12 protein-coding genes are annotated in these 23700 nt (G+C 61.4%); 6 read left to right on the top strand and 6 right to left on the bottom strand.

Going from position 1 to position 23700, the window contains the following annotated elements; genetic code table 11:
- Positions 1–71 precede the first annotated feature (71 nt).
- Positions 72–4025, bottom strand: a complete 3954-nt coding sequence (gene putA / locus HDC32_RS22080) for a trifunctional transcriptional regulator/proline dehydrogenase/L-glutamate gamma-semialdehyde dehydrogenase (RefSeq protein WP_184745448.1) — start codon at positions 4023–4025, stop codon at positions 72–74.
- A 460-nt stretch (positions 4026–4485) separates the two neighbouring features.
- Here putA and putP point away from each other — a divergent pair, with 460 nt between their 5' ends.
- The 3 genes from putP to HDC32_RS22065 all read left to right on the top strand — a co-directional run bounded on the left by putP (position 4486) and on the right by HDC32_RS22065 (position 8930).
- On the top strand, positions 4486–5970 hold the full coding sequence (gene putP / locus HDC32_RS22075) for a sodium/proline symporter PutP (protein WP_131696830.1): 1485 nt from the start codon (positions 4486–4488) through the stop codon (positions 5968–5970).
- A 205-nt stretch (positions 5971–6175) separates the two neighbouring features.
- Positions 6176–8230, top strand: a complete 2055-nt coding sequence (locus tag HDC32_RS22070) for a type VI secretion system tip protein VgrG (RefSeq protein WP_184745446.1) — start codon at positions 6176–6178, stop codon at positions 8228–8230.
- Complete coding sequence (locus HDC32_RS22065) at positions 8205–8930, top strand: DUF4123 domain-containing protein (RefSeq protein ID WP_145335951.1); 726 nt, start codon at positions 8205–8207, stop codon at positions 8928–8930. Before HDC32_RS22070 ends, HDC32_RS22065 begins: the two co-directional genes overlap by 26 nt.
- Here HDC32_RS22065 and HDC32_RS22060 read toward each other — a convergent pair.
- A complete protein-coding gene (locus HDC32_RS22060; RefSeq protein ID WP_184745444.1) occupies positions 8916–10193 on the bottom strand; it encodes an O-acetylhomoserine aminocarboxypropyltransferase/cysteine synthase family protein in 1278 nt (425 codons plus the stop codon). The two genes, HDC32_RS22065 and HDC32_RS22060, sit on opposite strands and share 15 nt — an antisense overlap.
- A gap of 175 nt (positions 10194–10368) precedes the next feature.
- On the opposite strand from HDC32_RS22060, the gene HDC32_RS22055 reads away from it, so the two are divergent.
- A complete protein-coding gene (locus HDC32_RS22055; protein WP_184745442.1) occupies positions 10369–11205 on the top strand; it encodes a 23S rRNA (adenine(2030)-N(6))-methyltransferase RlmJ in 837 nt (278 codons plus the stop codon).
- Between the two features lie 68 nt (positions 11206–11273).
- Here the strand turns inward: HDC32_RS22055 and msrA are convergent, their stop codons facing one another.
- From msrA to aceE, 4 genes are all read right to left on the bottom strand, one after another.
- On the bottom strand, positions 11274–11921 hold the full coding sequence (gene msrA / locus HDC32_RS22050; protein ID WP_184745440.1) for a peptide-methionine (S)-S-oxide reductase MsrA: 648 nt from the start codon (positions 11919–11921) through the stop codon (positions 11274–11276).
- Positions 11922–11993: 72 nt separating this feature from the next.
- Positions 11994–14687, bottom strand: coding sequence for a bifunctional diguanylate cyclase/phosphodiesterase (locus HDC32_RS22045; protein ID WP_131696824.1), 2694 nt, complete (start codon positions 14685–14687; stop codon positions 11994–11996).
- A 303-nt stretch (positions 14688–14990) separates the two neighbouring features.
- On the bottom strand, positions 14991–16631 hold the full coding sequence (gene aceF, locus HDC32_RS22040) for a dihydrolipoyllysine-residue acetyltransferase (protein WP_184745438.1): 1641 nt from the start codon (positions 16629–16631) through the stop codon (positions 14991–14993).
- An 11-nt stretch (positions 16632–16642) separates the two neighbouring features.
- Positions 16643–19288 carry a pyruvate dehydrogenase (acetyl-transferring), homodimeric type gene (gene aceE / locus HDC32_RS22035; RefSeq protein ID WP_131696822.1) on the bottom strand — a complete coding sequence of 882 codons (2646 nt, stop codon included), beginning with the start codon at positions 19286–19288 and terminating at the stop codon, positions 16643–16645.
- 383 nt (positions 19289–19671) lie between these two features.
- Here aceE and glnE point away from each other — a divergent pair, with 383 nt between their 5' ends.
- Both glnE and waaF read left to right on the top strand, forming a co-directional pair.
- Positions 19672–22611: a bifunctional [glutamate--ammonia ligase]-adenylyl-L-tyrosine phosphorylase/[glutamate--ammonia-ligase] adenylyltransferase gene (gene glnE / locus HDC32_RS22030; RefSeq protein ID WP_184745436.1), complete on the top strand. Its 2940-nt coding sequence runs from the start codon at positions 19672–19674 to the stop codon at positions 22609–22611.
- A 54-nt stretch (positions 22612–22665) separates the two neighbouring features.
- Positions 22666–23700 (top strand): lipopolysaccharide heptosyltransferase II, encoded by a 1035-nt coding sequence (waaF, locus tag HDC32_RS22025; protein ID WP_145335961.1) that lies wholly within the window; start codon positions 22666–22668, stop codon positions 23698–23700.

Raw genomic sequence — 23700 nt, 5'->3', positions numbered from 1 at the left:
GGGGAATTGAAATGCGATCAAATGTGGGAGGGGGCTTGCCCCCTCCCACAGGGTTTACCGCATTTTCAGGGTTAGCCGATGGTCATCAGGCTGGCATTACCGCCGGCAGCTGCGGTGTTAACGCTCAACGCACGCTCGATCACCAGGCGCTCCAAGGCAATCGTGGTCTCGCCTTGCGACAAACCATGTACCCCGACAATCGCGCCACCACGTTGGGCCACTTGCTGGCACACCGCACGCAGTTGGTCGGAATCCCCGTGATGGAGAACGGCGTCAAACACCACTTCGTCCTTGGTCCAGTCGGCCACGCGCTTGATTTTCGCCTGAATCTCCTTGGGCAAGCGTGGGAACACGGCTTTGGTCAGGTCGGTTTCCGGCCATACCGCCGAACCGCCGACGGCCAATACCGCCGCCAGTTGAGTCAACAGATCGCCTTCCACGTCCGCCAGGCACAGTACGTGCTCGCGAGGCAGGATGGCGTAGCTGTTGCGCTCGCCGGTCGGGCCAGCCAACTGACGGGTGATACCGCTTTGGGATTGCGCGGCGAACTGGCTGCACAGGGCACTCAGCTCGCTGAACTTATTGCTGTCGGCCCAGGTTTTCAGGGCGGTCAGCGGCTGGCTCATGGCGTCGCGCAGACGTACATCCGGTGCCGCCAGTTTGTCGCCACGTACGAAGGATTGCTCGATCGCATCGGTAGGACGGGTCGACAGCAAGCGGTACAGGTACAGCGGACCACCGGCTTTCGGACCAGTGCCCGACAGGCCTTCACCGCCGAATGGCTGCACGCCGACCACGGCACCGACGATGTTGCGGTTCACATAGACGTTACCGGCATTGACGTTGTCGATCACCTTGGCGATGGTCTCGTCGATACGGGTATGCACGCCCAGGGTCAGGCCATAGCCGGAGGCGTTGATCTGGCCGATGAGCTGGTCGATCTCCTTGCGCTTGTAGCGCACCACGTGCAGCACCGGGCCGAAGATCTCCCGTTGCAGTTCGTCGAAGCTTTCCAGCTCGATCAGGGTGGGCATCACGAAGGTGCCGCGCTTGATTTCTTCACTGTCGGCAATCGCCACCTGGTACACATTGCGGCCTTTGTCGCGCATGGCCTGGATGTGTTTCTCGATGCCGGCCTTGGCTTCGGCGTCGATCACCGGACCGATGTCCACCGACAGGCGCTCCGGGTTGCCCAGGCGGCATTCAGCCATGGCGCCTTTGAGCATTTCGATCACGCGATCTGCCGAATCTTCCTGCAGGCACAACACGCGCAGGGCCGAGCAACGTTGACCGGCGCTGTCGAAGGCCGAGGACACCACGTCGATGACCACTTGTTCGGTGAGTGCCGAGGAATCGACGATCATTGCGTTCTGGCCGCCGGTTTCGGCGATCAGCGGGATCGGACGGCCCTGGGCATCCAGGCGCCCGGCGACATTGCGTTGCAGCAGGCGCGCGACTTCGGTGGAGCCGGTGAACATCACGCCTTTGACGCGATCATCACCCACCAGGCGGGCACCGACGCTTTCACCCTGGCCCGGCAGCAATTGCAACACGCCTTCCGGAATACCCGCTTCCAGCAGAATGCGCACGGCTTGGGCGGCGACCAACGGGGTTTGCTCGGCAGGCTTGGCCAATACCGGGTTACCGGCGGCCAGTGCGGCAGCCACTTGCCCACTGAAAATGGCCAGCGGGAAGTTCCACGGGCTGATGCACACCACAGGGCCCAATGGGCGGTGCGCGTCATTGGTGAAGTCGTTGCGGGCCTGCACCGCGTAGTAGCGCAGGAAGTCCACGGCTTCACGCACTTCGGCGATGGCGTTGGCGAAGGTCTTGCCGGCTTCGCGAGCCAGCAGGCCCATCAGTGGCTGGATCTCACCTTCCATCAGGTCGGCGGCACGTTCCAGGATCGCGGCGCGTTCGGCGGGCGGAGTGGCCTGCCAGATCGGGCCTGCGCTGATGGCGCACTGGATCGCGTTGTCGACGTCTTCGACGGTGGCTTCTTGCACGTGGCCGACCACATCACGCAGGTCGGACGGGTTCAATACCGGTGCCGCCGCTTGATCGCTGGCGGCGCAACCGAGCATCGGCGCGGCCTTCCAGTCGTTGTGCGCGGTGGCCAACAGGGCGCAGGACAGCGATGCCAGGCGGTGTTCGTTGGCCAGGTCGATACCGGCCGAGTTGGCGCGGTCGCTGCCGTACAGGTCACGCGGCAGCGGGATACGCGGGTGCGGCAGGCCGAAGCCGCCTTCCAGCGTCGCCATCTGCTCGATGCTGGCCACTGGATCGGCCACCAGCTCCTGGATCGAGATGGACTGGTCGGCGATGCGGTTGACGAACGAGGTGTTGGCGCCGTTTTCCAGCAGGCGACGCACCAGGTAAGCCAGCAGTGTTTCGTGAGTGCCGACCGGTGCGTATACGCGGCATGGACGGTTGAGCTTGCCTTCCGAAACCTTGCCTACTACCTGCTCGTACAGCGGTTCACCCATGCCGTGCAGGCATTGGAACTCGTACTGGCCGGGGTAATAGTTCTGACCGGCGATATGGTAAATCGCCGACAAGGTATGGGCGTTGTGCGTAGCGAACTGCGGGTAGATGACTTCCGGTACCGACAGCAGTTTGCGTGCACAGGCAATGTAGGAAACGTCGGTGTACACCTTGCGGGTGTATACCGGGTAGCCTTCCAGGCCTTCGACCTGGGCGCGCTTGATCTCGCTGTCCCAGTAAGCGCCTTTTACCAGGCGGATCATCAGGCGATGGCGGCTGCGGCGCGCCAGGTCGATTACGTAGTCGATCACATACGGGCAACGCTTCTGGTAGGCCTGGATCACGAAGCCAATACCGTTCCAGCCGGTCAGTTGTGGCTCGAAGCACAGGCGCTCGAGCAGATCCAGCGACAGCTCCAGGCGGTCGGCTTCCTCGGCGTCGATGTTCAGGCCGATGTCGTATTGCTTGGCCAGTAGGGTCAGGGACAGCAGGCGCGGGTACAGCTCATCCATCACCCGTTCGTACTGCGCACGGCTGTAACGCGGGTGCAGTGCCGACAGTTTGATGGAGATGCCCGGGCCTTCATAAATCCCACGGCCGTGGGAGGCTTTGCCGATGGAGTGAATGGCTTGTTCGTACGAGGCCAGGTATTTCTGCGCGTCGTGTTCGGTGAGTGCGGCTTCACCGAGCATGTCGTAGGAATAGCGGAAACCCTTTGCTTCGAATTTGCTGGCGTTGGCCAGGGCTTCAGCGATGGTTTCGCCGGTCACGAACTGCTCGCCCATCAGGCGCATGGCCATGTCGACGCCCTTGCGGATCATCGGCTCGCCGCTTTTGCCGATGATGCGGCTCAGGGACGAGGTGAGGCCGGCTTCGTTATGGGTGGCGACCAGTTTACCGGTCAGCAGCAGGCCCCAGGTGGCGGCGTTGACGAACAGCGACGGGCTGTTGCCCAGGTGCGGATGCCAGTTGCCGGTGCTGATCTTGTCGCGGATCAGGGCGTCGCGGGTGCCTTTGTCCGGGATCCGCAGCAGCGCTTCGGCCAGGCACATCAGGGCCACGCCTTCCTGGGACGACAGCGAGAATTCTTGCAGCAGGCCCTGAACAATACCGGCACGGCCGCCGGCACTCTTCTGATTGCGCAGTTTTTCGGCAATCGAAGCGGCGAGCTTGTTGGTGGCTTCGGCCATTTGCACCGGCAGGCGAGCCTGCTCGATCAGCATTGGCACCACTTCCGGCTCAGGGCGACGGTAAGCGGCGGTGATCGAAGCGCGCAGGACGGATTGCGGCAGGATGCTCTCGGCGAACTCAAGGAAGCACTGGTGGGCGTGGTCGGCCTGGACTTCGCCAGCGTCCTCAGCATCCTTGTTGCTCAAGCCATTGAGCTCGGTCAGGGTTGCGCCACCCTCCAGTTTCTCCAGGTAATTGAAAATCGCCTGCTTGATCAGCCAGTGCGGCGTGCGATCAATGGAGGTCGCGGCCGCCTTCAGGCGTTCGCGGGTCGGGTCGTCGAGTTTGACCCCAAGGGTGGTCGTAGCCATTTTCTTATCCTCATGGGTGCCACTACCGAGTGGCATCAGCTGGCGGCAAGATTAGCTTTGCGCAGGAAGAGGTGCAACCGGGTGCAACCCATTTTGTTCATGATTTTTTCGACAGTTGATCGGAAAAAAATCGACCTTCGACGGAATCCGCTTTGCCTTGGTGCGTTTGCTTCTGAGATCGGCTGTTCTTGCTCCGAAAAGGAGCAAAAAAGCGGCGTTTTACGTGTTTTACACTTGGGTGCAACTTATTCCCAAGAAACTGGTTGCACCTTATTTGCTTTGTTGAATAGCATTCGCGCCCAAGGTGCAACCGACTGTGTGGTCTGGTTCATCGGCTGGCGGCTTTCCTGGGGAAACGTCAGTCATAAATGCGCGGCACTCAGTTACGTTTACCTACTTCCAGTAGGTGGCCTTCTGACAGACCGCCGCTACATAAAAACAAAGCCAGGGCGTCACTCATATGAGCGTTAGTAATCCAACCCTGATCACGTTCGTGATCTACATCGCAGCAATGGTGCTGATCGGCTTCATGGCCTATCGCTCCACCAACAACCTTTCCGATTACATCCTGGGCGGTCGCAGCCTTGGTAGCGTGGTGACTGCCTTGTCAGCCGGTGCTTCCGACATGAGCGGCTGGTTGTTGATGGGCCTGCCGGGCGCGATCTACATGTCCGGCCTGTCGGAAAGCTGGATCGCCATCGGCCTGATCGTCGGTGCCTACCTCAACTGGCTGTTCGTGGCCGGTCGCCTGCGGGTACAGACCGAGCACAACGGCGACGCCCTGACGCTGCCGGATTACTTTTCCAGCCGTTTCGAAGATAAAAGCGGCCTGCTGCGGATCATCTCTGCCGTAGTGATCCTGGTGTTCTTCACCATCTACTGCGCTTCCGGCATCGTGGCCGGTGCCCGCCTGTTCGAAAGCACCTTCGGCATGTCCTACGAGACCGCGCTGTGGGCCGGCGCTGCGGCGACGATTGCCTACACCTTTGTGGGTGGTTTCCTGGCAGTCAGCTGGACCGACACCGTACAAGCCACGCTGATGATCTTCGCGTTGATCCTCACGCCGATCATTGTGCTGCTGGCCACCGGTGGCGTCGACACCACCTTCCTGGCCATCGAAGCCAAGAACCCCGACAACTTCAACATGCTGAAAAACACCACCTTCATCGGCATCATCTCGCTGATGGGCTGGGGCCTGGGTTACTTCGGCCAACCGCACATCCTCGCGCGCTTCATGGCGGCGGATTCGGTGAAGTCGATCGCCAACGCGCGTCGCATCTCCATGACCTGGATGATCCTGTGCCTGGGCGGCACCGTGGCGGTGGGCTTCTTCGGTATTGCTTACTTCTCGGCGCACCCGGAAGTGGCAGGCCCGGTGACTGAAAACCCTGAGCGTGTGTTCATCGAGCTGGCCAAGATCCTGTTCAACCCATGGGTTGCTGGTGTCCTGCTGTCGGCCATCCTCGCGGCCGTCATGAGCACCCTGAGCTGCCAGTTGCTGGTATGTTCCAGCGCCCTGACCGAAGACTTCTACAAGACCTTCCTGCGCAAAAGCGCTTCCCAGGTTGAACTGGTGTGGGTCGGCCGCTTGATGGTACTGCTGGTGGCCTTGATCGCCATCGCCATGGCTGCCAACCCGAACAACCGTGTGCTGGGCCTGGTGAGCTACGCCTGGGCCGGTTTCGGCGCTGCGTTCGGCCCTGTGGTGCTGATCTCGGTGATCTGGAAAAACATGACCCGCAACGGCGCACTGGCCGGCATCCTGGTCGGCGCGATCACCGTGATCGTGTGGAAGCACTTCGAACTGCTGGGCCTGTACGAAATCATCCCAGGCTTCATCTTCGCCAGCCTGGCGATCTACGTCGTGAGCAAGCTGGGCGCGCCGACAGCCGGTATGGTCGAGCGCTTTGATGCGGCGGAAAAAGACTACAACCTCAATAAGTGATTCGCCGGGCGCTGAGCGCTCAATGAATTAAAAGAAGGCCCGCGTCCTACGGATGGCGGGCCTTTTTTTTGCGTGCGATTTGAGCTTGATTGAGTAGGACTCCTACGCTCGCGCGTAGGGTTTTACTGATTTGTTTGGGGCGCGCTCATCAGCGTGGAACGGTGGTGCAGAATCTCCCGCCCACCCCCTCGCAGAGAAACACCGGATGTTCGCTCCTGCCAATCAAAGTGCCTTTACCCTGACCCTTGACGGTGTGCCAAGTGAACTCAAGGTGTTTGAGTTCCAGGGCCGCGAAGCCATCAGCCAACCGTATCGTTTCGATCTTGAACTGGTCAGCGAACAGCCCGACCTGGACTTGGAAAACCTGCTGCATCGCCCGGTGTATCTGGGCTTTGATGCTCACGGCCATGGCGTCCACGGCTTGGTTTATCGGGTGGCGCAGGGCGACTCCGGGCGACGGCTGACGCGTTACCAGATCAGCCTTGTGCCGCAGTTGGCCTATCTCGCGCACAGCAGTCACCAGCGGATCTTCCAGCACAAGACGGTGCCGCAGATCATTGCGCAGGTGCTGGCGGAGCAGCGGCTCCATGCCGACCAATTCGAATTTCACCTCAGTGGTGCCTATCCTGAGCGCGAGTATTGCGTGCAGTTTGGCGAGAGCGACCTGGCCTTTATTCAGCGGCTGTGTGCCGAACAGGGGATTCACTATCACTTCCAGCATTTGCCCGGAGGGCACCTACTGGTGTTTGGCGATGACCAGACAGTTTTCGCCCGGCCCGATCAACCTACGCCCTATAAGCCGGGCTCCGGGATGGTGGCGGATACGCCGGCCATCAAGCGCTTTGCGCTGCGGTTGGAAACCCGCACCACAGCGGTCACTTTGCGTGACTACGACTTTCTCAAGCCGAGCCTGGTGCTGGAGAGTGGCGTGGTCGGTGAACAGCTTCCACGGTTTGAGGAGCAGGCCTACCCCGGTCATTTTTCCGATCGCCCCTACGGCAAATACCTCGCGCAACGTGGCTTGGAACGGCACCGTAGCGACTATCGAATAGCCCGTGGTAACGGTGATGACCCCGCAGTGACCAGCGGTCGGTTCCTCAAATTGACCGGGCATCCGCGGGACGAATGGAATGACTTGTGGCTGGTGACGCAAGTTACCCACGAAGGCAGGCAGCCTCAGGTTTTGGAGGAGGCTGTCACCGAGGTTGGCGGTGGAGATTTTCTTCAGGGGTATCGCAATGAATGTGTGGTGACTCCGTGGGACGTGATCTTCCGCCCGCCCTTGCCTGAGCAGTCGCGGCCGGCGTTGTCGGGTTATCAAAACGCGGTGGTTACCGGCCCCGTCGACAGTGAAATCCACTGCGACGAATACGGTCGGGTCAAGGTGCAGTTGGCCTGGGATAGCGCTGGGGAGCATGACGATCATTCCAGCTGCTGGCTGCGGGTGGCCAGCGGTTGGGCCCATGACCGCTATGGCTCGGTGCTTATCCCGCGAGTGGGTATGGAAGTACTGGTGGGGTTCGTCAACGGGGATATGGACATGCCGCTGGTGATGGGCTGCCTGCCGAACGCGGCGACGCGGGTTCCCCTCGATCTGCCGGCAGACAAGACCCGCAGCATCTTCCGTAGCCAGAGCAGCCCCGGTGGTGGTGGCTACAACGAACTGCGCATCGAAGACCGCAAGGGCGCCGAGGAGATCTACCTGCGCGCCCAGCGGGATTGGACCCAGCATGTGCTGCATGACCAGCAGGTGCAGATCGACAATCAGCGCCGCATCAGGGTGGGCGGTGAGTCGCACCATGAATTGCAAGGCGAAGAGCAGCGCATCACCCATGGCAACCGTTTGACGGAACTCAAGCAGGACGACCATCTGGTGGTTGGCGGATCGCAGCAGATGCGCGCGGGGCGGACCATCCAGATTGGCGCCGGGCAGAGCGTCGTTATAGACGCGGGTGCGACCGTGACAATCCAGGCCGGTGGGCAGTCGATCACGCTGTCGGCAGAGGGGATTTTCAGCAGCACGCCCATTCAACTGGGAGGCGCGCCTGCTCCGGCGGCGTCACCCTTGATGCCTGGGGTGAAAGCGGCGTTGCTGGCGGTTATGCCCGCACCGCTGAGCCGGATACAGGTCGTCAGCCTGAAACGGAACGCGCCATTTTGTGAAGAGTGCCAACGCTGCAGTGATGGGCAGTGCGGTCTCCCGTTCCATTCAACCTTAAAAGGAATTTACCCTGATGTCCCAGCCCTTGACCCCCAATGACTGGCTAGCACAATGCCCTCTACTCCCCAATGAGCGGCTTTACGTGGTCCTTGGCCGTGCCAGTGACGCGAAGCCGCTGGCTGCGTGGCAAGTCTCGGCCATCGGGATGTCGCCTCAAGCGCTCTGGGCAGGCACGGCCTATGCCGGGTGGGATGAGGTGATGCCCTACGCAGGGGTTGTCGAACCCGACAGTGCCTTCCTCGATTGGATCGCAACCACTGACGCCTCGGATTGGGGTTGGCTGGCGGTATCGTCCAGCCCGTTGGAAGTCGTAGTTGCTCACCTGCAAAGCCTGACCAAAATACTGCTTCCCGATGAGCGGAGCGTGTTCCTGCGCTTCTGGGATGGCGCTCAGTTTCTGCCGATTGTGCAGAAGCTGGGTGATGAAATCGGCGCGGTGTTGCCGGTGTTCCAACGGTATCTGATCAACGGCCAGCCGCTGAGCGTTGCGACGCCGCCAGTCTCGGCGGCCAAAGCCAGTCCTTGGTGGCGAGTGCCCGAATCGCTATTGGAGCACTTGGCCGCGCAATCACCACAGACCCTGATCGACAACCTGCTGCAGTGGCTTGAAGAGCAGCGCCCCGACCTGTATGCCGCCTTTACGCCGGCGACCTTGCAGCACAAGGTCGCCTACTTCGTACGCAGCGCGGATATCAGCCCTGAAGCGCTGGCTGGCTACCTGGACTCAGAGTTGAGTTGAGGCCAGTGCCTGTTGCAGGTCGTCGATCAGGTCTTCAATCGCTTCGATACCCACCGACAGGCGAATCATCTCCGGCTTTACACCGGCCTTGGCCTGTTCCTGCTCGTTCATCTGCCGGTGAGTGGTGGAGGCCGGGTGGCAGGCCAGGGACTTGGCGTCGCCGATGTTGACCAGGCGCTTGAAGATTTGCAGCGCGTCGTAGAAGCGCACACCGGCATCAAAGCCGCCCTTCAAGCCGAAGGACAGGATCGCCGACGGTTTGCCCTGCATGTATTTCTGCGCCAATGCGTGGTGCGGGTGGTCCGGCAGGCCGGCGTAGCTGACCCACTCCACCTCGGCATGGCCTTGCAGGAACTGTGCGATTTTCAGGGCGTTTTCGGTGTGGCGCTCCATGCGCAAGGCCAGGGTTTCCAGGCCTTGCAGCAACAGGAAGGCATTCATCGGTGCCAACGCCGCGCCGGTGTTGCGCAGTGGCACGGTACGGGCACGGGCGATGAAGGCGGCGGGGCCGAATTTTTCGGTATAGACCACGCCGTGATAGGCCGGCTCGGGCTGGTTGAGGCCGGGGAATTTATGCGCGTATTTCGTCCACGGGAACGTCCCGCTGTCGACAATTACACCGCCCAGGGAGTTGCCATGGCCGCCGACGTATTTGGTCACCGAGTGCACCACGATGTCGGCGCCGAAGTGGATCGGTTTGCACAGGATCGGCGTGGCCACGGTGTTGTCCACCACCAGCGGCACGCCACGGGCATGGGCAACGTCGGCCAGGGCCTCGATGTCGATGATATTGCCCGCCGGGTTGCCGATGCTTTCGCAGTACACCAGCTTGGTGTTGTCGTCGATCAGTTCGGCGATGGCTGCGGCGGAGTCATCGCGGGCGAAACGCACATCCACGCCAAAGCTCGGCAGCAGGTGGGCGAACAGCGTGTAGGTGCCGCCGTAGAGTTGCGGTGTGGTGACGATATTGTCGCCCGCCCGGGTCAACGTCTGGATGGCATAGTGGATCGCCGCGCTGCCGGCCGAGACGGCCAGGGCCGCGATACCGCCTTCAAGGGCGGCGATGCGCTGCTCCAGCACATCGTTGGTGGGGTTCATGATGCGCGTGTAGATATTGCCGGGCACGTCCAGGTTGAACAGGTCGGCGCCGTGTTGAGCGTTATCGAATTCGAAGGCGACGTTCTGGTAGATCGGTACGGCGACGGCCTTGGTAGTCGGGTCCGACTTGAAGCCGTGGTGCAGCGCGATGGTGGCGTCTTTCATGATTGTTATTGACCTCCCTGGAGTGGTGGAAGGCCACAATAAATCCACCTTGGCGGCGGCATTTAGATTTTTTTCAACTGGCCGCCTGCGTTTGCGACATAAGCACCGCCCGGCATGCGGCCCTGCACCTTTTCGCCCGTAGAAGGTAAACTTCGCCCCCTGCGCAGGAGCAACCATGAATTATCGTCACGCCTTTCACGCCGGCAACCACGCCGATGTCTTCAAACACCTGACCTTGACCCGCCTCATCGCCCTGATGTCGCGCAAGGAGCAGCCGTTCGCCTACCTCGACACCCACGCCGGGATTGGTCTGTACGACCTGCAAGGTGACCAGGCCAACCGCACGGGTGAGTACCTGGAAGGTATCGCGCGCTTGTGGGGCACCGACGATCTGCCGCCGCTGACTGACGACTACATGCGCGTGCTGCATGAGATGAACCCCGATGGCCAGTTGCGCTACTACCCAGGCTCGCCGGAGCTTGCGCGCCGCCTCACGCGTCCCCAGGACCGCGTATTGCTCAATGAAAAACACCCGGAAGACGGCGTGCTGCTCAAGGACAACATGAAGGGTGATCGTCGGGTCAAGGTGCACTTGGGCGAAGGCTGGCATGTGCCGCGCGCGCTGTTACCGGTGCCGGAAAAACGTGCGTTGATGCTGATCGACCCACCGTTTGAAAAGCTCGACGAAATGCAGCGCTGCGCCGCGTCCCTCAAGGAAGCCGTCAGCCGTATGCGCCAGACCGTCGCGGCGATCTGGTACCCGGTGAAGGACCAGCGCATGCTGCGTCGCTTCTACCAGGACCTGGCCGGCACTGGCGCGCCGAAGTTGCTGCGGGTTGAGTTGCTGGTGCATCCGCTGGACACGCCCAACACCCTGACCGGCTCGGGCCTGGCGATTGCCAACCCGCCGTGGGGCCTGGAAGAGGAGTTGCGTGAGCTGTTGCCGTGGCTGTCCAGGAAGCTTGGCCAGACCCAGGGTGGGTGGCAGATGGATTGGCTTATTGCCGAGTAACCAAGTCTGGCGCCAACCCAATGTGGGAGGGGCGGTGCGCCCCTCCCACATTTTGATTCGCGTCGGTTTTAGATCGGGCAGGTCACACCGGTACCGCCGATCCCACAGTAGCCCTGCGGGTTCTTCGCCAGGTACTGCTGGTGATAAGCCTCGGCGAAGTACACCGTTGGCGCTTCTTCGATTTCGGTGGTGATGGTGCCCAGGCCGGCTTTGGACAATTCGGCTTGATAGGCATTGGCACTGGCCTGCGCCGCCGACAATTGCTCAGGCGTGGTCGCATAGATCACCGAGCGGTACTGGGTGCCGATGTCGTTACCCTGACGCATGCCTTGGGTCGGGTTGTGCAGCTCCCAGAACATCTTCAGCAGGTCTTCGTATTTCACCTTGGCCTGGTCATAGACCACCAGCACCACTTCGCTGTGGCCGGTCAGGCCCGAGCAGACTTCTTCATAAGTCGGGTTCGGCGTGAAACCGCCGGCGTAGCCGACCACGGTGCTGACCACGCCATCGCGCTGCCAGAACTTGCGTTCGGCGCCCCAGAAACAACCCAGGCCGAAGATCGCGAAGCCAACGTCGTCGACGAACGGGCCCAGCAGCGGGTTGCCGTTGACGAAGTGCGTCTCCGGCAGGTTCATTGGGGTTTCACGACCAGGCAACGCTTGTTCTTGAGTAGGCAGCACGTTTTTGTTCACCAGAATTTCCGAGCGCAAGACCATGAGCAGTCCTCTCGTCAGGTTGAGTTAGCGGTAAATTTCAGACAGCCAGTGTGCCCGAGTGTTACAGCGCTGTCAGGCGATTGGCCCGCGCGGGTAGCGTCTAAGCTTCTCGAGCAGCTCTGCACCGGGGATCGGCCGGTCGAACAGGTAGCCCTGGCCAACGTCGCAACGGTGCCGACGCAGGAACGCCAGTTGCTCGGCGGTCTCGATGCCTTCGGCCACCACCTTGAGCTTGAGGTTGTGGGCCATGGCGATCACGGCTGAGGTGATTTCCATGTCGTCCTGGTTGTCCGGGATTTCGTGGATAAAGCTGCGGTCGATCTTGATGATGTCGATGGGGAATTTTTTCAGATAACTCAGCGACGAGTAACCGGTGCCGAAGTCGTCCATGGCCAGGGTCAGGCCGAAGCTCTTCAGCTGGTCCAGTTGCAGGCGCGTGTCTTCGGTCGCTTCCAGCAGCAGGCCTTCGGTCAGCTCCAGCTCCAGCAGGTTGGCCGGCAGCTGTTCTTCCTTGAGGATCGTGGCAATCGAGGCGACCAGGTCCGGGTCGGAAAACTGTTTGGGCGACAGGTTGATTGCTACCTGCAAATTGCCCATGCCAGCGGCGCTCAGTTGCCTGCTCATGCGGCAGGCCTGGCGCGCGATCCATTTGCCGATCGGGATGATCAAGCCGGTTTCTTCGGCGACGCTGATGAACTGATCGGGGCGGATCATGCCTTTTTCCGGATGGTTCCAGCGCAGCAGCGCTTCCATGCCCAGTAAACGGCCGCTGCGCAGGCACAGCTTGGGCTGGTAGAACACGTCCAGTTCGTTCTGGGTCAGGGCACGACGCAGGTTGTTCTCTACGAACAGCTTGTAGCTGGCCTCGGCGTTCAAGGCTTCGGTGAACACCTGTACCTGGTGTTTGCCGTTGGCCTTGGCTTTGTGCAGGGCCAGGCCGGCGTTGCGCATCAGGGTCTGCGGGTCGCGGCCGTGCAGCGGTGCACAGGCCAGGCCTACGGAGCCGGTGACGCTGATCAATTGGTTGTCGACGAACATCGGTTTGTCGAGCGTCGCCAGCAGCTGGCTGGCGACCTGCTGGCCGCTTTCCAGGTCAGTGTCGTCCAGCAGCACCGCAAATTCGTTACTGGCAAAGCGCGCCAGGCTGCCGCCGGTACTCAGGCTGTTGCGCAGGCGACGGGCCAGGCTGATCAGCAGCTTGTCGCCGGTCTGGTGGCCAAGGCTGTCGTTGATGCGCTTGAAGTTGTCGATGTCCACCAGCAACAGGCTGATCGGGCTGTCGCTGTCGCGGGCAAAGCGCTCGTCGAGGTTACGGATAAACGCCGGACGGTTGCCCAGGTTGGTCAGGTTGTCGGTATAGGCCAGGCGCTCAATGCGCTGCTGGGCCAGTTTGGTCTGGGTGATGTCTTCGTAGATGCCGATGTAGTGGGTCAGTTCACGGTTATCGCCGTAGACCTTGGAGATCGACAGTTGGCCCCAGTAGGGTTCGAGGTTTTTGCGTCGGCTCTTGAACTCGCCCTGCCAGCTGTTGCTCTGGGCCAGGCTCGATGGTGCGTCGAACAGCAATTCGCTGAGGTTTTCCAGTGCCGGCAAATGTGCCAGGCGGTGGCCGTGGACTTCTTCGGCGCTGTATTGGGTGATCGCGGTAAAGCTTGGGTTGACGTACTCCACCACGCCGTCGCAGTTGACCAGCAGAAAGGCATTGGCGCTTTGCTCCACCGCGCGCTGGAACAGGTGCAGGGCGCTGGTGGCGGTACGGCGGTTGTGGTTGTTGATCACTTGCGCGAATTGGTCGGCCAGCTCGCCGGCAAAGGCAATTTCATCGGCCTGCCAGGCACGCGGGCTGCCGCCCTGTTCCAGGCACAGCACGCCGACCACCTGGCCATCGACACGGATACTCGCATCGAGCATCGCGTGGACGTCCCTGGCGCGCAGGTTTTCGACCATTTCACGGGTGCGGGGGTCGCGCATCGCGTTGGTGGCGTCGATGGCGCGGCTGGTGTGCAGGGCTTCCAGATAGTCCGGGAAGCAGCTTGCGTCGATCGGCTCAGGCAGGTGGTGCCGTTGGTCGTCGCGGTGGTAGGCCGAGATCGGCACCAGGCGCTGGCCTTCGAGGTTCCAGATGCTGGCGCAGTCGATCTGGTAGATGTCACAGGCGCTGCGGGTGATCAGCTCTGCGGCTTCCTGCAGCGAATTGTTGACGGTGTAGCGCTGGCGGGCCAGCAACAGGATCAACTCCTGCTGGGCACGCACCCGCTCCAGGTGCTGCAGCTGTTCCTGCTGGGCGCGCTGGTTGAGCTCCAGGGCGATCTGCAGGCGGCTGTTCTGGCTCTCCAGGTCCGCCGTGGGGGCGGGTGGGGGGATTTCACTGAACAGCCCGTCTACAACCATAAGGTAGCCGCGCAGCAGGTGGCGATTGTGCTGTTTGTAGGCTTCGCCCATTTCCAGCAGGCTCAGGGGGCCATCGTTGGTGTGCAGGGTATAGCGCACCAGGTAGTGAGGGCTCTCGCTCAGTTGCTGTTGGATGGTGTCGTGCAGTTGATAGCGTGCCTGAGGCTCCATCAGGCTGGCGAAGGGGGTGCCGAGCAGTGCACACAGCTCGACCGCCGACAGGCCGAATTGGCGCTCGCAGTTAGGGTCGAGGTACAGAAGGGCCCAGCTTGCCTCATTAAGCCGCTCGAAACGCAGCATACCGAGGCGCGAAGGCACCGGTAACTGCGTCACTACCTCGGCCGCCATACGGGCGACATCGGGTTGGCTTTTCATGGGGGGGGACTCACTTCAAATAACGCGTACGGCGCCGGGCTCACGCCCTCTTTACTGTTGCCTGCGGCAAGGTTGCATCATGCGGCGCGGGCTGACAAGAGAGGATGAAGGCTAAGTGCTATAAGGGGGTTATCGGCCGGGCGGGGGAATTCTTCAGTCAGGATGACAGAAGGTGTACAACCCTGTTCTGTCTGTAAAGAAAAGCAAAAAAAGCCCCGCCAAATTGACGGGGTTGAGGTACGAGCGTGGCGCTCGGAAATCGGTGCAACCAGGCCTCCCCGATGAAAGGGAGGCCGCTGTGGCTTACAGCAGGATGGTGCGGATGTCGTTCAGCAACTGGCTCAGGCGCTGGGTAAAGCGTGCAGCGGCCGCGCCGTTGATCACACGGTGATCGTAGGACAAAGACAGTGGCAGCATCAGCTTCGGCTGGAACGCTTTACCGTCCCAGACTGGCTGGATGGTGGCCTTGGACACACCCAGGATCGCCACTTCCGGCGCGTTGACGATTGGCGTGAAGCCAGTGCCGCCAATGTGACCGAGGCTGGAGATGGTGAAGCATGCGCCCTGCATGTCGTCCGGGGTGAGCTTCTTGTCGCGGGCCTTGGCAGCCAGTGCAGCGGCTTCGGCAGCGAGTTGCAGCAGGCTCTTCTGGTCAACGTTCTTGATGACCGGCACCAGCAGGCCATCCGGGGTGTCGACCGCAAAACCGATGTGCACGTACTTCTTGCGGATGATCGCCTTGCCGCTTGGTGCCAGCGAGGCGTTGAAGTCCGGCAGTTCCTTGAGCAGGTGCGCGCACGCTTTGAGCAGCAGTGGCAGCACAGTCAGTTTCACGCCGGCCTTTTCGGCCACGGCTTTCTGCGCAACGCGGAAAGCTTCCAGATCGGTGATGTCGGCCTGGTCGAACTGGGTCACGTGCGGGATGTTCAGCCAGCTCGCGTGCAGGCCGGCCGCGCCGATTTGCATCAGGCGGGTCATCGGCACTTCTTCGATTTCGCCGAAGCGGCTGAAGTCCACGGTACGGATCGGCGGAATGCCCGAACCACCGGTAGCGCCACCGGCAGCCGGCGCTTCCTTGGCTTTCTGCATCATGGTCTTGACGTAGACCTGCACGTCTTCCTTCAGCACGCGACCGTGAGGGCCAGTGGCTGACACAGCATTGAGCTCAACGCCGAACTCACGGGCCAGTTGACGCACGGCAGGGCCGGCATGAACCTTGGCACCGCTTGGCGCAGGTGCGGCAGCAGCAGGGGCCGGTGCGGCCTCGGCTTTTGCAGCGGGCGCAGGGGCAGCAGCCGGAGCCGGAGCCGCTTCAGCCTTGGCGGCCGGAGCAGCAGCCGGTGCTGGAGCAGCGGCAGGCGCAGAGCCTTGTACTTTCAGCTTGAGGATGAAGTCGCCAGTGCCGACTTCGTCTTCCAGCTTGACCGCGATGCTTTCCACAACGCCGGCAGCCGGCGAAGGGATTTCCATGGAGGCCTTGTCGGACTCCAGGGTGATCAGCGACTGGTCGGCTTCGACAGTGTCGCCGACCTTGACCAGCAGCTCGATGATCTTGGCCTTGCCCGACGAGCCGATGTCCGGAACATGAATGTCCTGGACAGTCGCTGCGGCTGGAGCAGCAGCCGGGGCTGCAGGAGCCTCGGCAGCAGCGGCAGGTTTTTCCGCGGCAGGCGCCGGTGCAGCAGCGGCAGCAGGAGCCGCATCAGCGGCACCTTCGATTTCCAGTTCCAGCAGTTCGTCGCCTTCTTTCAGGCGGTCGCCCAGCTTCACTTTCAGGCTCTTGACCACGCCAGCCTTGGGAGCAGGGATTTCCATGCTCGCCTTGTCCGATTCCAGGGTCAGAATGCTCTGGTCGGCTTCGACGGTGTCGCCGACCTTCACAAACAGCTCGATTACTTCACCTTCACCGCTGCCGATGTCAGGTACGCGAATGAGTTCGCTCACAAAAAGTCTCCTCAGCAGTCCAGTGGGTTGCGTTTTTCCGGGTTGATCCCGAACTTGACGATAGCGTCAGCTACCACCTTGGGTTCGATCTCACCACGGTCAGCCAAGGCTTCCAGGGCTGCCAACACCACGAAGTGACGGTCGACTTCGAAGAAGTGACGCAGCTTCTTGCGGCTGTCACTGCGGCCGAAACCGTCGGTGCCCAGGACTTTGAATTCCTTGGACGGGACCCACTGGCGAATTTGTTCAGCAAACAGTTTCATGTAGTCGGTAGAGGCAATGACCGGGCCTTTACGGCCGGCCAGGCACTCTTCGACATAGCTCTGCGCAGGCTTCTGACCCGGGTGCAGGCGGTTGTTGCGCTCTACGGCCAGGCCATCGCGACGCAGTTCGTTGAAGCTGGTAACGCTCCACACATCGGCGCCGACGTTGAACTCGTCACGCAGGATCTTCGCCGCTTCACGGACTTCGCGCAGGATGGTGCCGGAGCCCATCAGCTGCACGTGGTGCGCCGCTTCCTTGGTGTCTTCTTCGAGCAGGTACATGCCCTTGATGATGCCTTCCTCAACACCGGCCGGCATGGCGGGCTGCTGGTAGGACTCGTTCATCACGGTGATGTAGTAGAAAACGTCCTGCTGCTCTTCGGTCATCTTCTTCATGCCGTCCTGGATGATCACCGCCAGCTCATAGCCGTAGGTTGGATCAAAGGTGCGGCAGTTCGGGATGGTGGCAGCCAGGATGTGGCTGTGACCGTCTTCGTGTTGCAGGCCTTCGCCGTTCAGTGTGGTACGGCCGGCGGTACCGCCGATCAGGAAACCACGGGTACGGCTGTCGCCTGCTGCCCAAGCCAGGTCGCCGATACGCTGGAAACCAAACATCGAGTAGAAGATGTAGAACGGCAGCATCGGCTGGTTGTGGCTGGAGTACGAAGTACCGGCAGCGATGAAGGAGCTCATGGCGCCCGCTTCGTTGATGCCTTCTTCGAGGATCTGGCCCTTCTTGTCTTCCTTGTAGAACATCACCTGGTCTTTATCGACTGGCTCGTAGAGCTGGCCGACGGAGGAGTAGATGCCCAACTGACGGAACATGCCTTCCATACCGAAGGTACGGGCTTCGTCCGGGATGATCGGCACGATACGCGAACCGATTTCCTTGTCCTTGACCAGCTGCGCGAGGATCCGCACGAAGGCCATGGTGGTGGAGATTTCACGGTCGCCCGAGCCGTCCAGGATCGCCTTGAGGGTATCCAGCGGTGGTGTCGGGACGTTGAAGCTCTTGGCGCGGCGCTGTGGCACGAAACCGCCCAGTGCGGTACGACGTTCGCTCAGGTAGCGGGCTTCGGCGCTGTTCGGCTCCGGCTTGAAGAACGGCAGGTTCTCCAGCTCTTCGTCCTTGACCGGGATGTCGAAGCGGTCGCGGAACAGCTTCAGGCTGTCGACATCGACTTTCTTGGTGTTGTGCGCGGTGTTCTTCGCTTCGCCGGCACCGGTGCCATAACCCTTGATGGTCTTGGCCAGGATGACAGTCGGTTGTTCTTTGTGGTTGACCGCTTCGTGGTACGCCGCATAGACCTTGTACGGGTCGTGGCCGCCACGGTTGAGCTTCCAGATCTCGTCGTCGGACAGGTCGGCAACCATGGCCTTGAGTTCAGGCGTGTTGAAGAAGTGTTCACGCACGAACGCGCCGTCTTTGGCCTTGTAGTTCTGGTACTCGCCGTCGATGACTTCGTCCATGCGACGTTGCAGGATGCCGTCGACGTCCTTGGCCAGCAGTGGGTCCCAGAAACGGCCCCAGATGACCTTGGTCACGTTCCACTGGGCACCGCGGAACACGCCTTCGAGTTCCTGGATGATCTTGCCGTTGCCGCGAACCGGGCCGTCGAGGCGCTGCAGGTTGCAGTTGATGACGAAGATCAGGTTGTCCAGCTTCTCGCGGCCGGCCAGGGAGATGGCACCCAGGGATTCCGGCTCGTCGCACTCGCCGTCGCCCAGGAAGCACCAGACTTTCTGCTTGCCTTCCGGGATGAAGCCACGGGCTTCCAGGTACTTCATGAAACGTGCCTGGTAGATCGCCTGAATCGGGCCCAGGCCCATGGATACAGTCGGGAACTGCCAGAAGTCAGGCATCAGCCAAGGGTGCGGGTAGGACGACAGGCCCTGACCGTCGACTTCCTGGCGGAAGTTGTTCATTTGCTCTTCGCTGATGCGACCTTCCATGAACGCACGGGCGTAGACGCCTGGCGAGGTGTGGCCCTGGAAGTAGATCAGGTCGCCGCCGTGTTCTTCGGTCGGGGCCTGGAAGAAGTAGTTGAAGCCGATGTCATACAGGGTTGCACTGGAAGCGAAGCTGGAGATGTGACCGCCCAGGTCAGAATCTTTCAAGTTCGTGCGCATTACCATCGCCATGGCGTTCCAACGTACCAGCGAGCGAATGCGGCGTTCCATGAACAGGTCGCCAGGCATGCGTGCTTCGTGGGTAACGGGGATGGTGTTGCGGTATGGCGTGGTGATGGCGTAGGGCAGTTGCGAGCCGCTGCGGGTCGCGAGTTCGCCCATACGGGTCATCAGGTAGTGAGCACGGTCTTCGCCTTCTTTGTCGAGAACCGATTCCAGGGCGTCCAGCCATTCCTGGGTTTCGACGGGATCGAGGTCTTGCATGGCTTGCTCCAGGGCGGAAAGGCTACCAGAATCGGTTGCCTGAAGTTTGCGACTGGCCTTGTGGGCAGACGACATAAATTCTTGGATGGCCGAAGGTTGCTTCGGCGTCCTGTAGTTTTACTACAAATCGTCGGCCATTTCAGCCTTTCGAATGTATATACGAGTAGTAAAACTACACAAGACTGAGCGGATTGCTCGGTCTAGCTGGTGAGCATAATCGTTATTGTTGATCTTTTGCGAACAAGAAAAGGTAGAAGTTTAATGTTGCCTGCCAAAAATTACATATTTTCAGCTATTTATCACCTTTGTTCGACAGTCCTTCATCAAGCGCGGTGCTCGCCTTCACAGCAGCAAGCCATTTACGCGCCGACCAAGGATAGACCATGAGCCTTCCAACGCTGACCGAACTGCCGGCCATTCTGTTGCCAAAAGCCCAGCGGGCCGAGCAGTCATTTCGTGACGCCGTGGCCGCGCTGGACGCCGATCATGGCCTTTCTGCGTGGACGCCGCAACGGTGGGACGACTTCGCCCGGGTGTGCGCCGCCAGTGATTTCGTCATTGAACAGAGTGTTCGTGACCCTTTGATGTTGCTCGAGTTGGCTGCCTGGGGCGAGCTGGACCGCGGCTTTGCGCCGGGTGAGCTGTGCGGGCAGATTGCCGGGGCCGTGCAACAGGCCGAAACAGAAGATGAGCTGGGCCGCGTACTGCGTCGCCAGCGTACGCGCCAGCAAGTGCGCATCATCTGGCGCGACCTGACCCGCCAGGCCGACCTGGTGCACACCTGTCGCGACCTCTCCGACATGGCCGACGCCAGTATCGACCAGGCCTATCAATGGCTGTACCAGCGCCACTGTGTGCAGTTCGGCACACCGACCGGGCGGCGCAGCGGCGAGCCGCAGCACATGGTCATCCTCGGCATGGGCAAGCTCGGTGCGGTGGAGCTTAACCTGTCGTCGGATATCGACCTGATCTTCGCCTACCCCGAGGGCGGCGAAACAGTGGGCGTGAAGCGCTCCCTGGATAATCAGGAGTTCTTTATTCGCCTGGGTCAAAAATTGATCAAGGCCCTCGACCCGATGACCGTCGACGGCTTTGTGTTCCGTGTCGACATGCGCCTGCGCCCCTACGGTTCTGCCGGTGCCCTGGTGCTCAGCTTCAATGCGCTGGAACAGTACTACCAGGACCAGGGCCGCGACTGGGAACGCTACGCCATGATCAAGGCGCGCGTGGTCGCCGGTGACCAGGTTGCCGGTGCGCAGTTGCTCGATATGCTGCGACCGTTCGTGTACCGCCGCTACCTGGACTTTTCCGCCATCGAAGCGCTGCGCACCATGAAGCAGCTGATCCAGCAGGAAGTGCGGCGCAAAGGCATGGCCGACAATATCAAGCTGGGCTCGGGCGGCATCCGCGAAGTGGAATTTATCGCCCAGGCATTCCAGCTGATCCATGGCGGCCGCGACCTTAGCCTGCAGCAACGGCCGCTGCTCAAGGTGCTCGGCACCCTGGAAGGCCAGGGTTACCTGCCGCCGGCGGTGATCGCCGAGTTGCGCAATGGCTATGAATTCCTGCGTTACACCGAACATGCGATCCAGGCGATTGCCGACCGCCAGACCCAAATGCTGCCGGACAGCCCTGAAGACCAGGCGCGCATTGCCTTTATGCTCGGCTTTGCCGACTGGACGGCGTTCCATGAGCGCCTGATGTACTGGCGTGGCCGCGTGGACTGGCACTTCCGCCAGGTGATTGCGGATCCCGATGAGGAAGAAGGTGCGGAAAGCGAGTTGGTCGTAGGTGGGGAATGGTTGCCGCTGTGGGAAGAGTCCCAGGACGAAGAGGCCGCCTGCCGCCAATTGGCTGAAGGCGGCTTCACTGACGCCACCAAGGCCCTTAAAGCCCTGGCCAGTCTGCGCAACAGCCCGCAACTGCGCGCCATGCAACGCTTGGGGCGCGAACGCCTGGATGCGTTTATCCCACGCCTGCTGGCCCAGGCCGTCGAGCACGCCAACCCGGACCTGGTGCTGGAGCGCGTACTGCCGTTGGTGGAAGCTGTCGCCCGCCGTTCGGCCTATCTGGTGCTGCTGACGGAGAATCCCGACGCCCTGCGCCGCCTGCTGACCCTGTGCGCCGCCAGCCCGTGGATCGCCGAGCAGATCACGCGCTTCCCGCTGCTGCTGGATGAATTGCTCAACGAAGGCCGCCTGTTCAAGCCACCGCTGGCGCCGGAACTCGCCGCCGAGTTGCGCGAACGCCTCACGCGCATCCCCGAGGATGACCTGGAGCAGCAGATGGAAGCCCTGCGGCACTTCAAACTGGCCCACCGCCTGCGCGTGGCCGCTTCGGAAATCGCCGGCAGCCTGCCGTTGATGAAAGTCAGCGACTACCTGACCTGGCTCGCCGAAGCCATCCTCGAACAAGTGCTGGCCCTGGCCTGGCGCCAGACGGTCGCCCGGCACGGTTCGCCGCAGCGGTTGGACGGTACCCTGTGCGATCCTGGGTTCATCATTGTCGGTTATGGGAAAGTCGGCGGCATCGAATTGGGGCATGGTTCTGATCTGGATCTGGTGTTTATCCACGATGGCGATCCGCAGGCCGAGACCGACGGTGCCAAGCCGATCGACGGCGCGCAGTTCTTCACGCGCCTGGGCCAGCGGATCATTCACCTGCTGACCACCCAGACCAACTCCGGCCAGTTGTATGAAGTGGACATGCGCCTGCGACCTTCCGGCGCATCCGGGTTATTGGTCAGTTCCCTCGGGGCGTTTGACCGCTATCAACAAAGTGAAGCATGGACCTGGGAACATCAGGCCCTGATCCGCGCGCGGGTGCTGGTGGGCAGCCAGGATGTGGGCCACGCATTCGAGCAGGTACGGGCTAAAGTGTTGGGGCGTGAGCGCGACTTGGCGAAGTTGCGCCAGGAGGTCAGCGAGATGCGCGCCAAGATGCGTGACAACCTGGGTACCAAGGCCACGGCGGCCGGCACCGGTGCCAATGCCTTCGACGCCACGGTGCTGTTCGACCTCAAGCAGGACGCCGGAGGTATCGTCGATATTGAATTTATGGTGCAATACGCGGCTTTGGCGTGGTCTGCGCAACATCCATCGTTGCTGCGCTATACCGACAATATCCGCATTCTGGAAGGCCTGGAGCAGGTGGGTTTGATGCCCGCCGCCGATGCCCATCTGCTGCGTGAGGTGTATAAGGCCTACCGTTCCGCCGCGCATCGCCAGGCCTTGCAGAATGAGGCCGGTACGGTGCCCGGTGATCAGTTCGCTGACGAACGGCGCCAGGTGATGCGAGTCTGGCAGGCGCTGGGGTTGGGTTGAAACACTATTAGGGCGGGGAGGCATAAGCCTCCCCGCATCGTTTGTGGAAACTACATGAATATTCTGATCGTTGGGCCCAGTTGGGTCGGTGACATGGTGATGGCGCAGACACTGTTCCAGAGCCTGCGCGTGCGCAACCCAGACTGCCAGATCGACGTGCTCGCTCCTGAGTGGAGCCGACCAATCCTCGAGCGCATGCCCGAAGTGCGCAAGGCCTTGAGCTTTCCGCTCGGCCACGGTGCCCTGGAACTGGCGACCCGCCGTCGCATCGGTAAATCCCTGGCGGGCCAGTACGACCAGGCGATCCTGTTGCCCAACTCGCTGAAGTCGGCGCTGGTGCCGTATTTTGCCGGCATTCCCAAGCGCACCGGCTGGCGCGGCGAGTTTCGCTACGTCTTGCTCAACGACGTGCGCACGCTGGACAAGGCGCGCTACCCGCTGATGATCGAACGTTTCATGGCCCTGGCCTATGCGCCGGGTGCCGAGTTGCCCAAGCCATACCCGCGCCCCAGCCTGCAGATCGACCCGGTGACCCGCGATGCGGCACTCGCCAAATTCGGCCTGGCCCTTGATCGCCCGGTGTTGGCCCTGTGCCCCGGCGCCGAGTTTGGCGAGTCCAAGCGCTGGCCGTCGGAGCACTACGCCAAGGTTGCCGAGACCAAGATCCGTGAAGGCTGGCAGGTGTGGTTGTTTGGTTCGAAGAAGGATCACCCGGTAGGTGAGGACATTCGCCAGCGCCTGATCCCCGGCCTGCGCGAAGAAGCGGTGAACCTCAGTGGCGACACGTCCCTGGCCGAGGCCATCGACCTGCTGTCCTGCGCCGATTCGGTGGTGTCCAACGACTCCGGCCTGATGCACGTCGCCGCTGCGCTGAATCGCCCGTTGGTGGCGGTGTACGGTTCCACCTCGCCGGGCTTCACCCCGCCGTTGGCCGACCAGGTCGAGGTGGTGCGCCTGGGGCTGGATTGCAGCCCTTGTTTTGATCGCACCTGCCGTTTCGGCCATTACAACTGCATGCGCCAATTGCTGCCGCAGCCGGTAACCGATGCCTTGCAACGGTTGCAGGGCGACGTGGTCGAGGTTCACTGA

The organism is Pseudomonas sp. JAI120 (assembly GCF_014207255.1).
Taxonomy (GTDB): Bacteria; Pseudomonadota; Gammaproteobacteria; order Pseudomonadales; family Pseudomonadaceae; genus Aquipseudomonas.
The sequence above is the reverse complement of the archived record's forward strand: the minus strand, read 5'-3'. Positions and strand labels throughout refer to the sequence as shown.

Coding starts and splice junctions, on each gene's coding strand:
- putA (WP_184745448.1), bottom strand. CDS start 4,025: ATGGCTACGACCACCCTTGGGGTCAAACTCGACGACCCGACCCGCGAA.
- putP (WP_131696830.1), top strand. CDS start 4,486: ATGAGCGTTAGTAATCCAACCCTGATCACGTTCGTGATCTACATCGCA.
- HDC32_RS22070 (WP_184745446.1), top strand. CDS start 6,176: ATGTTCGCTCCTGCCAATCAAAGTGCCTTTACCCTGACCCTTGACGGT.
- HDC32_RS22065 (WP_145335951.1), top strand. CDS start 8,205: ATGTCCCAGCCCTTGACCCCCAATGACTGGCTAGCACAATGCCCTCTA.
- HDC32_RS22060 (WP_184745444.1), bottom strand. CDS start 10,193: ATGAAAGACGCCACCATCGCGCTGCACCACGGCTTCAAGTCGGACCCG.
- HDC32_RS22055 (WP_184745442.1), top strand. CDS start 10,369: ATGAATTATCGTCACGCCTTTCACGCCGGCAACCACGCCGATGTCTTC.
- msrA (WP_184745440.1), bottom strand. CDS start 11,921: ATGGTCTTGCGCTCGGAAATTCTGGTGAACAAAAACGTGCTGCCTACT.
- HDC32_RS22045 (WP_131696824.1), bottom strand. CDS start 14,687: ATGAAAAGCCAACCCGATGTCGCCCGTATGGCGGCCGAGGTAGTGACG.
- aceE (WP_131696822.1), bottom strand. CDS start 19,288: ATGCAAGACCTCGATCCCGTCGAAACCCAGGAATGGCTGGACGCCCTG.
- glnE (WP_184745436.1), top strand. CDS start 19,672: ATGAGCCTTCCAACGCTGACCGAACTGCCGGCCATTCTGTTGCCAAAA.
- waaF (WP_145335961.1), top strand. CDS start 22,666: ATGAATATTCTGATCGTTGGGCCCAGTTGGGTCGGTGACATGGTGATG.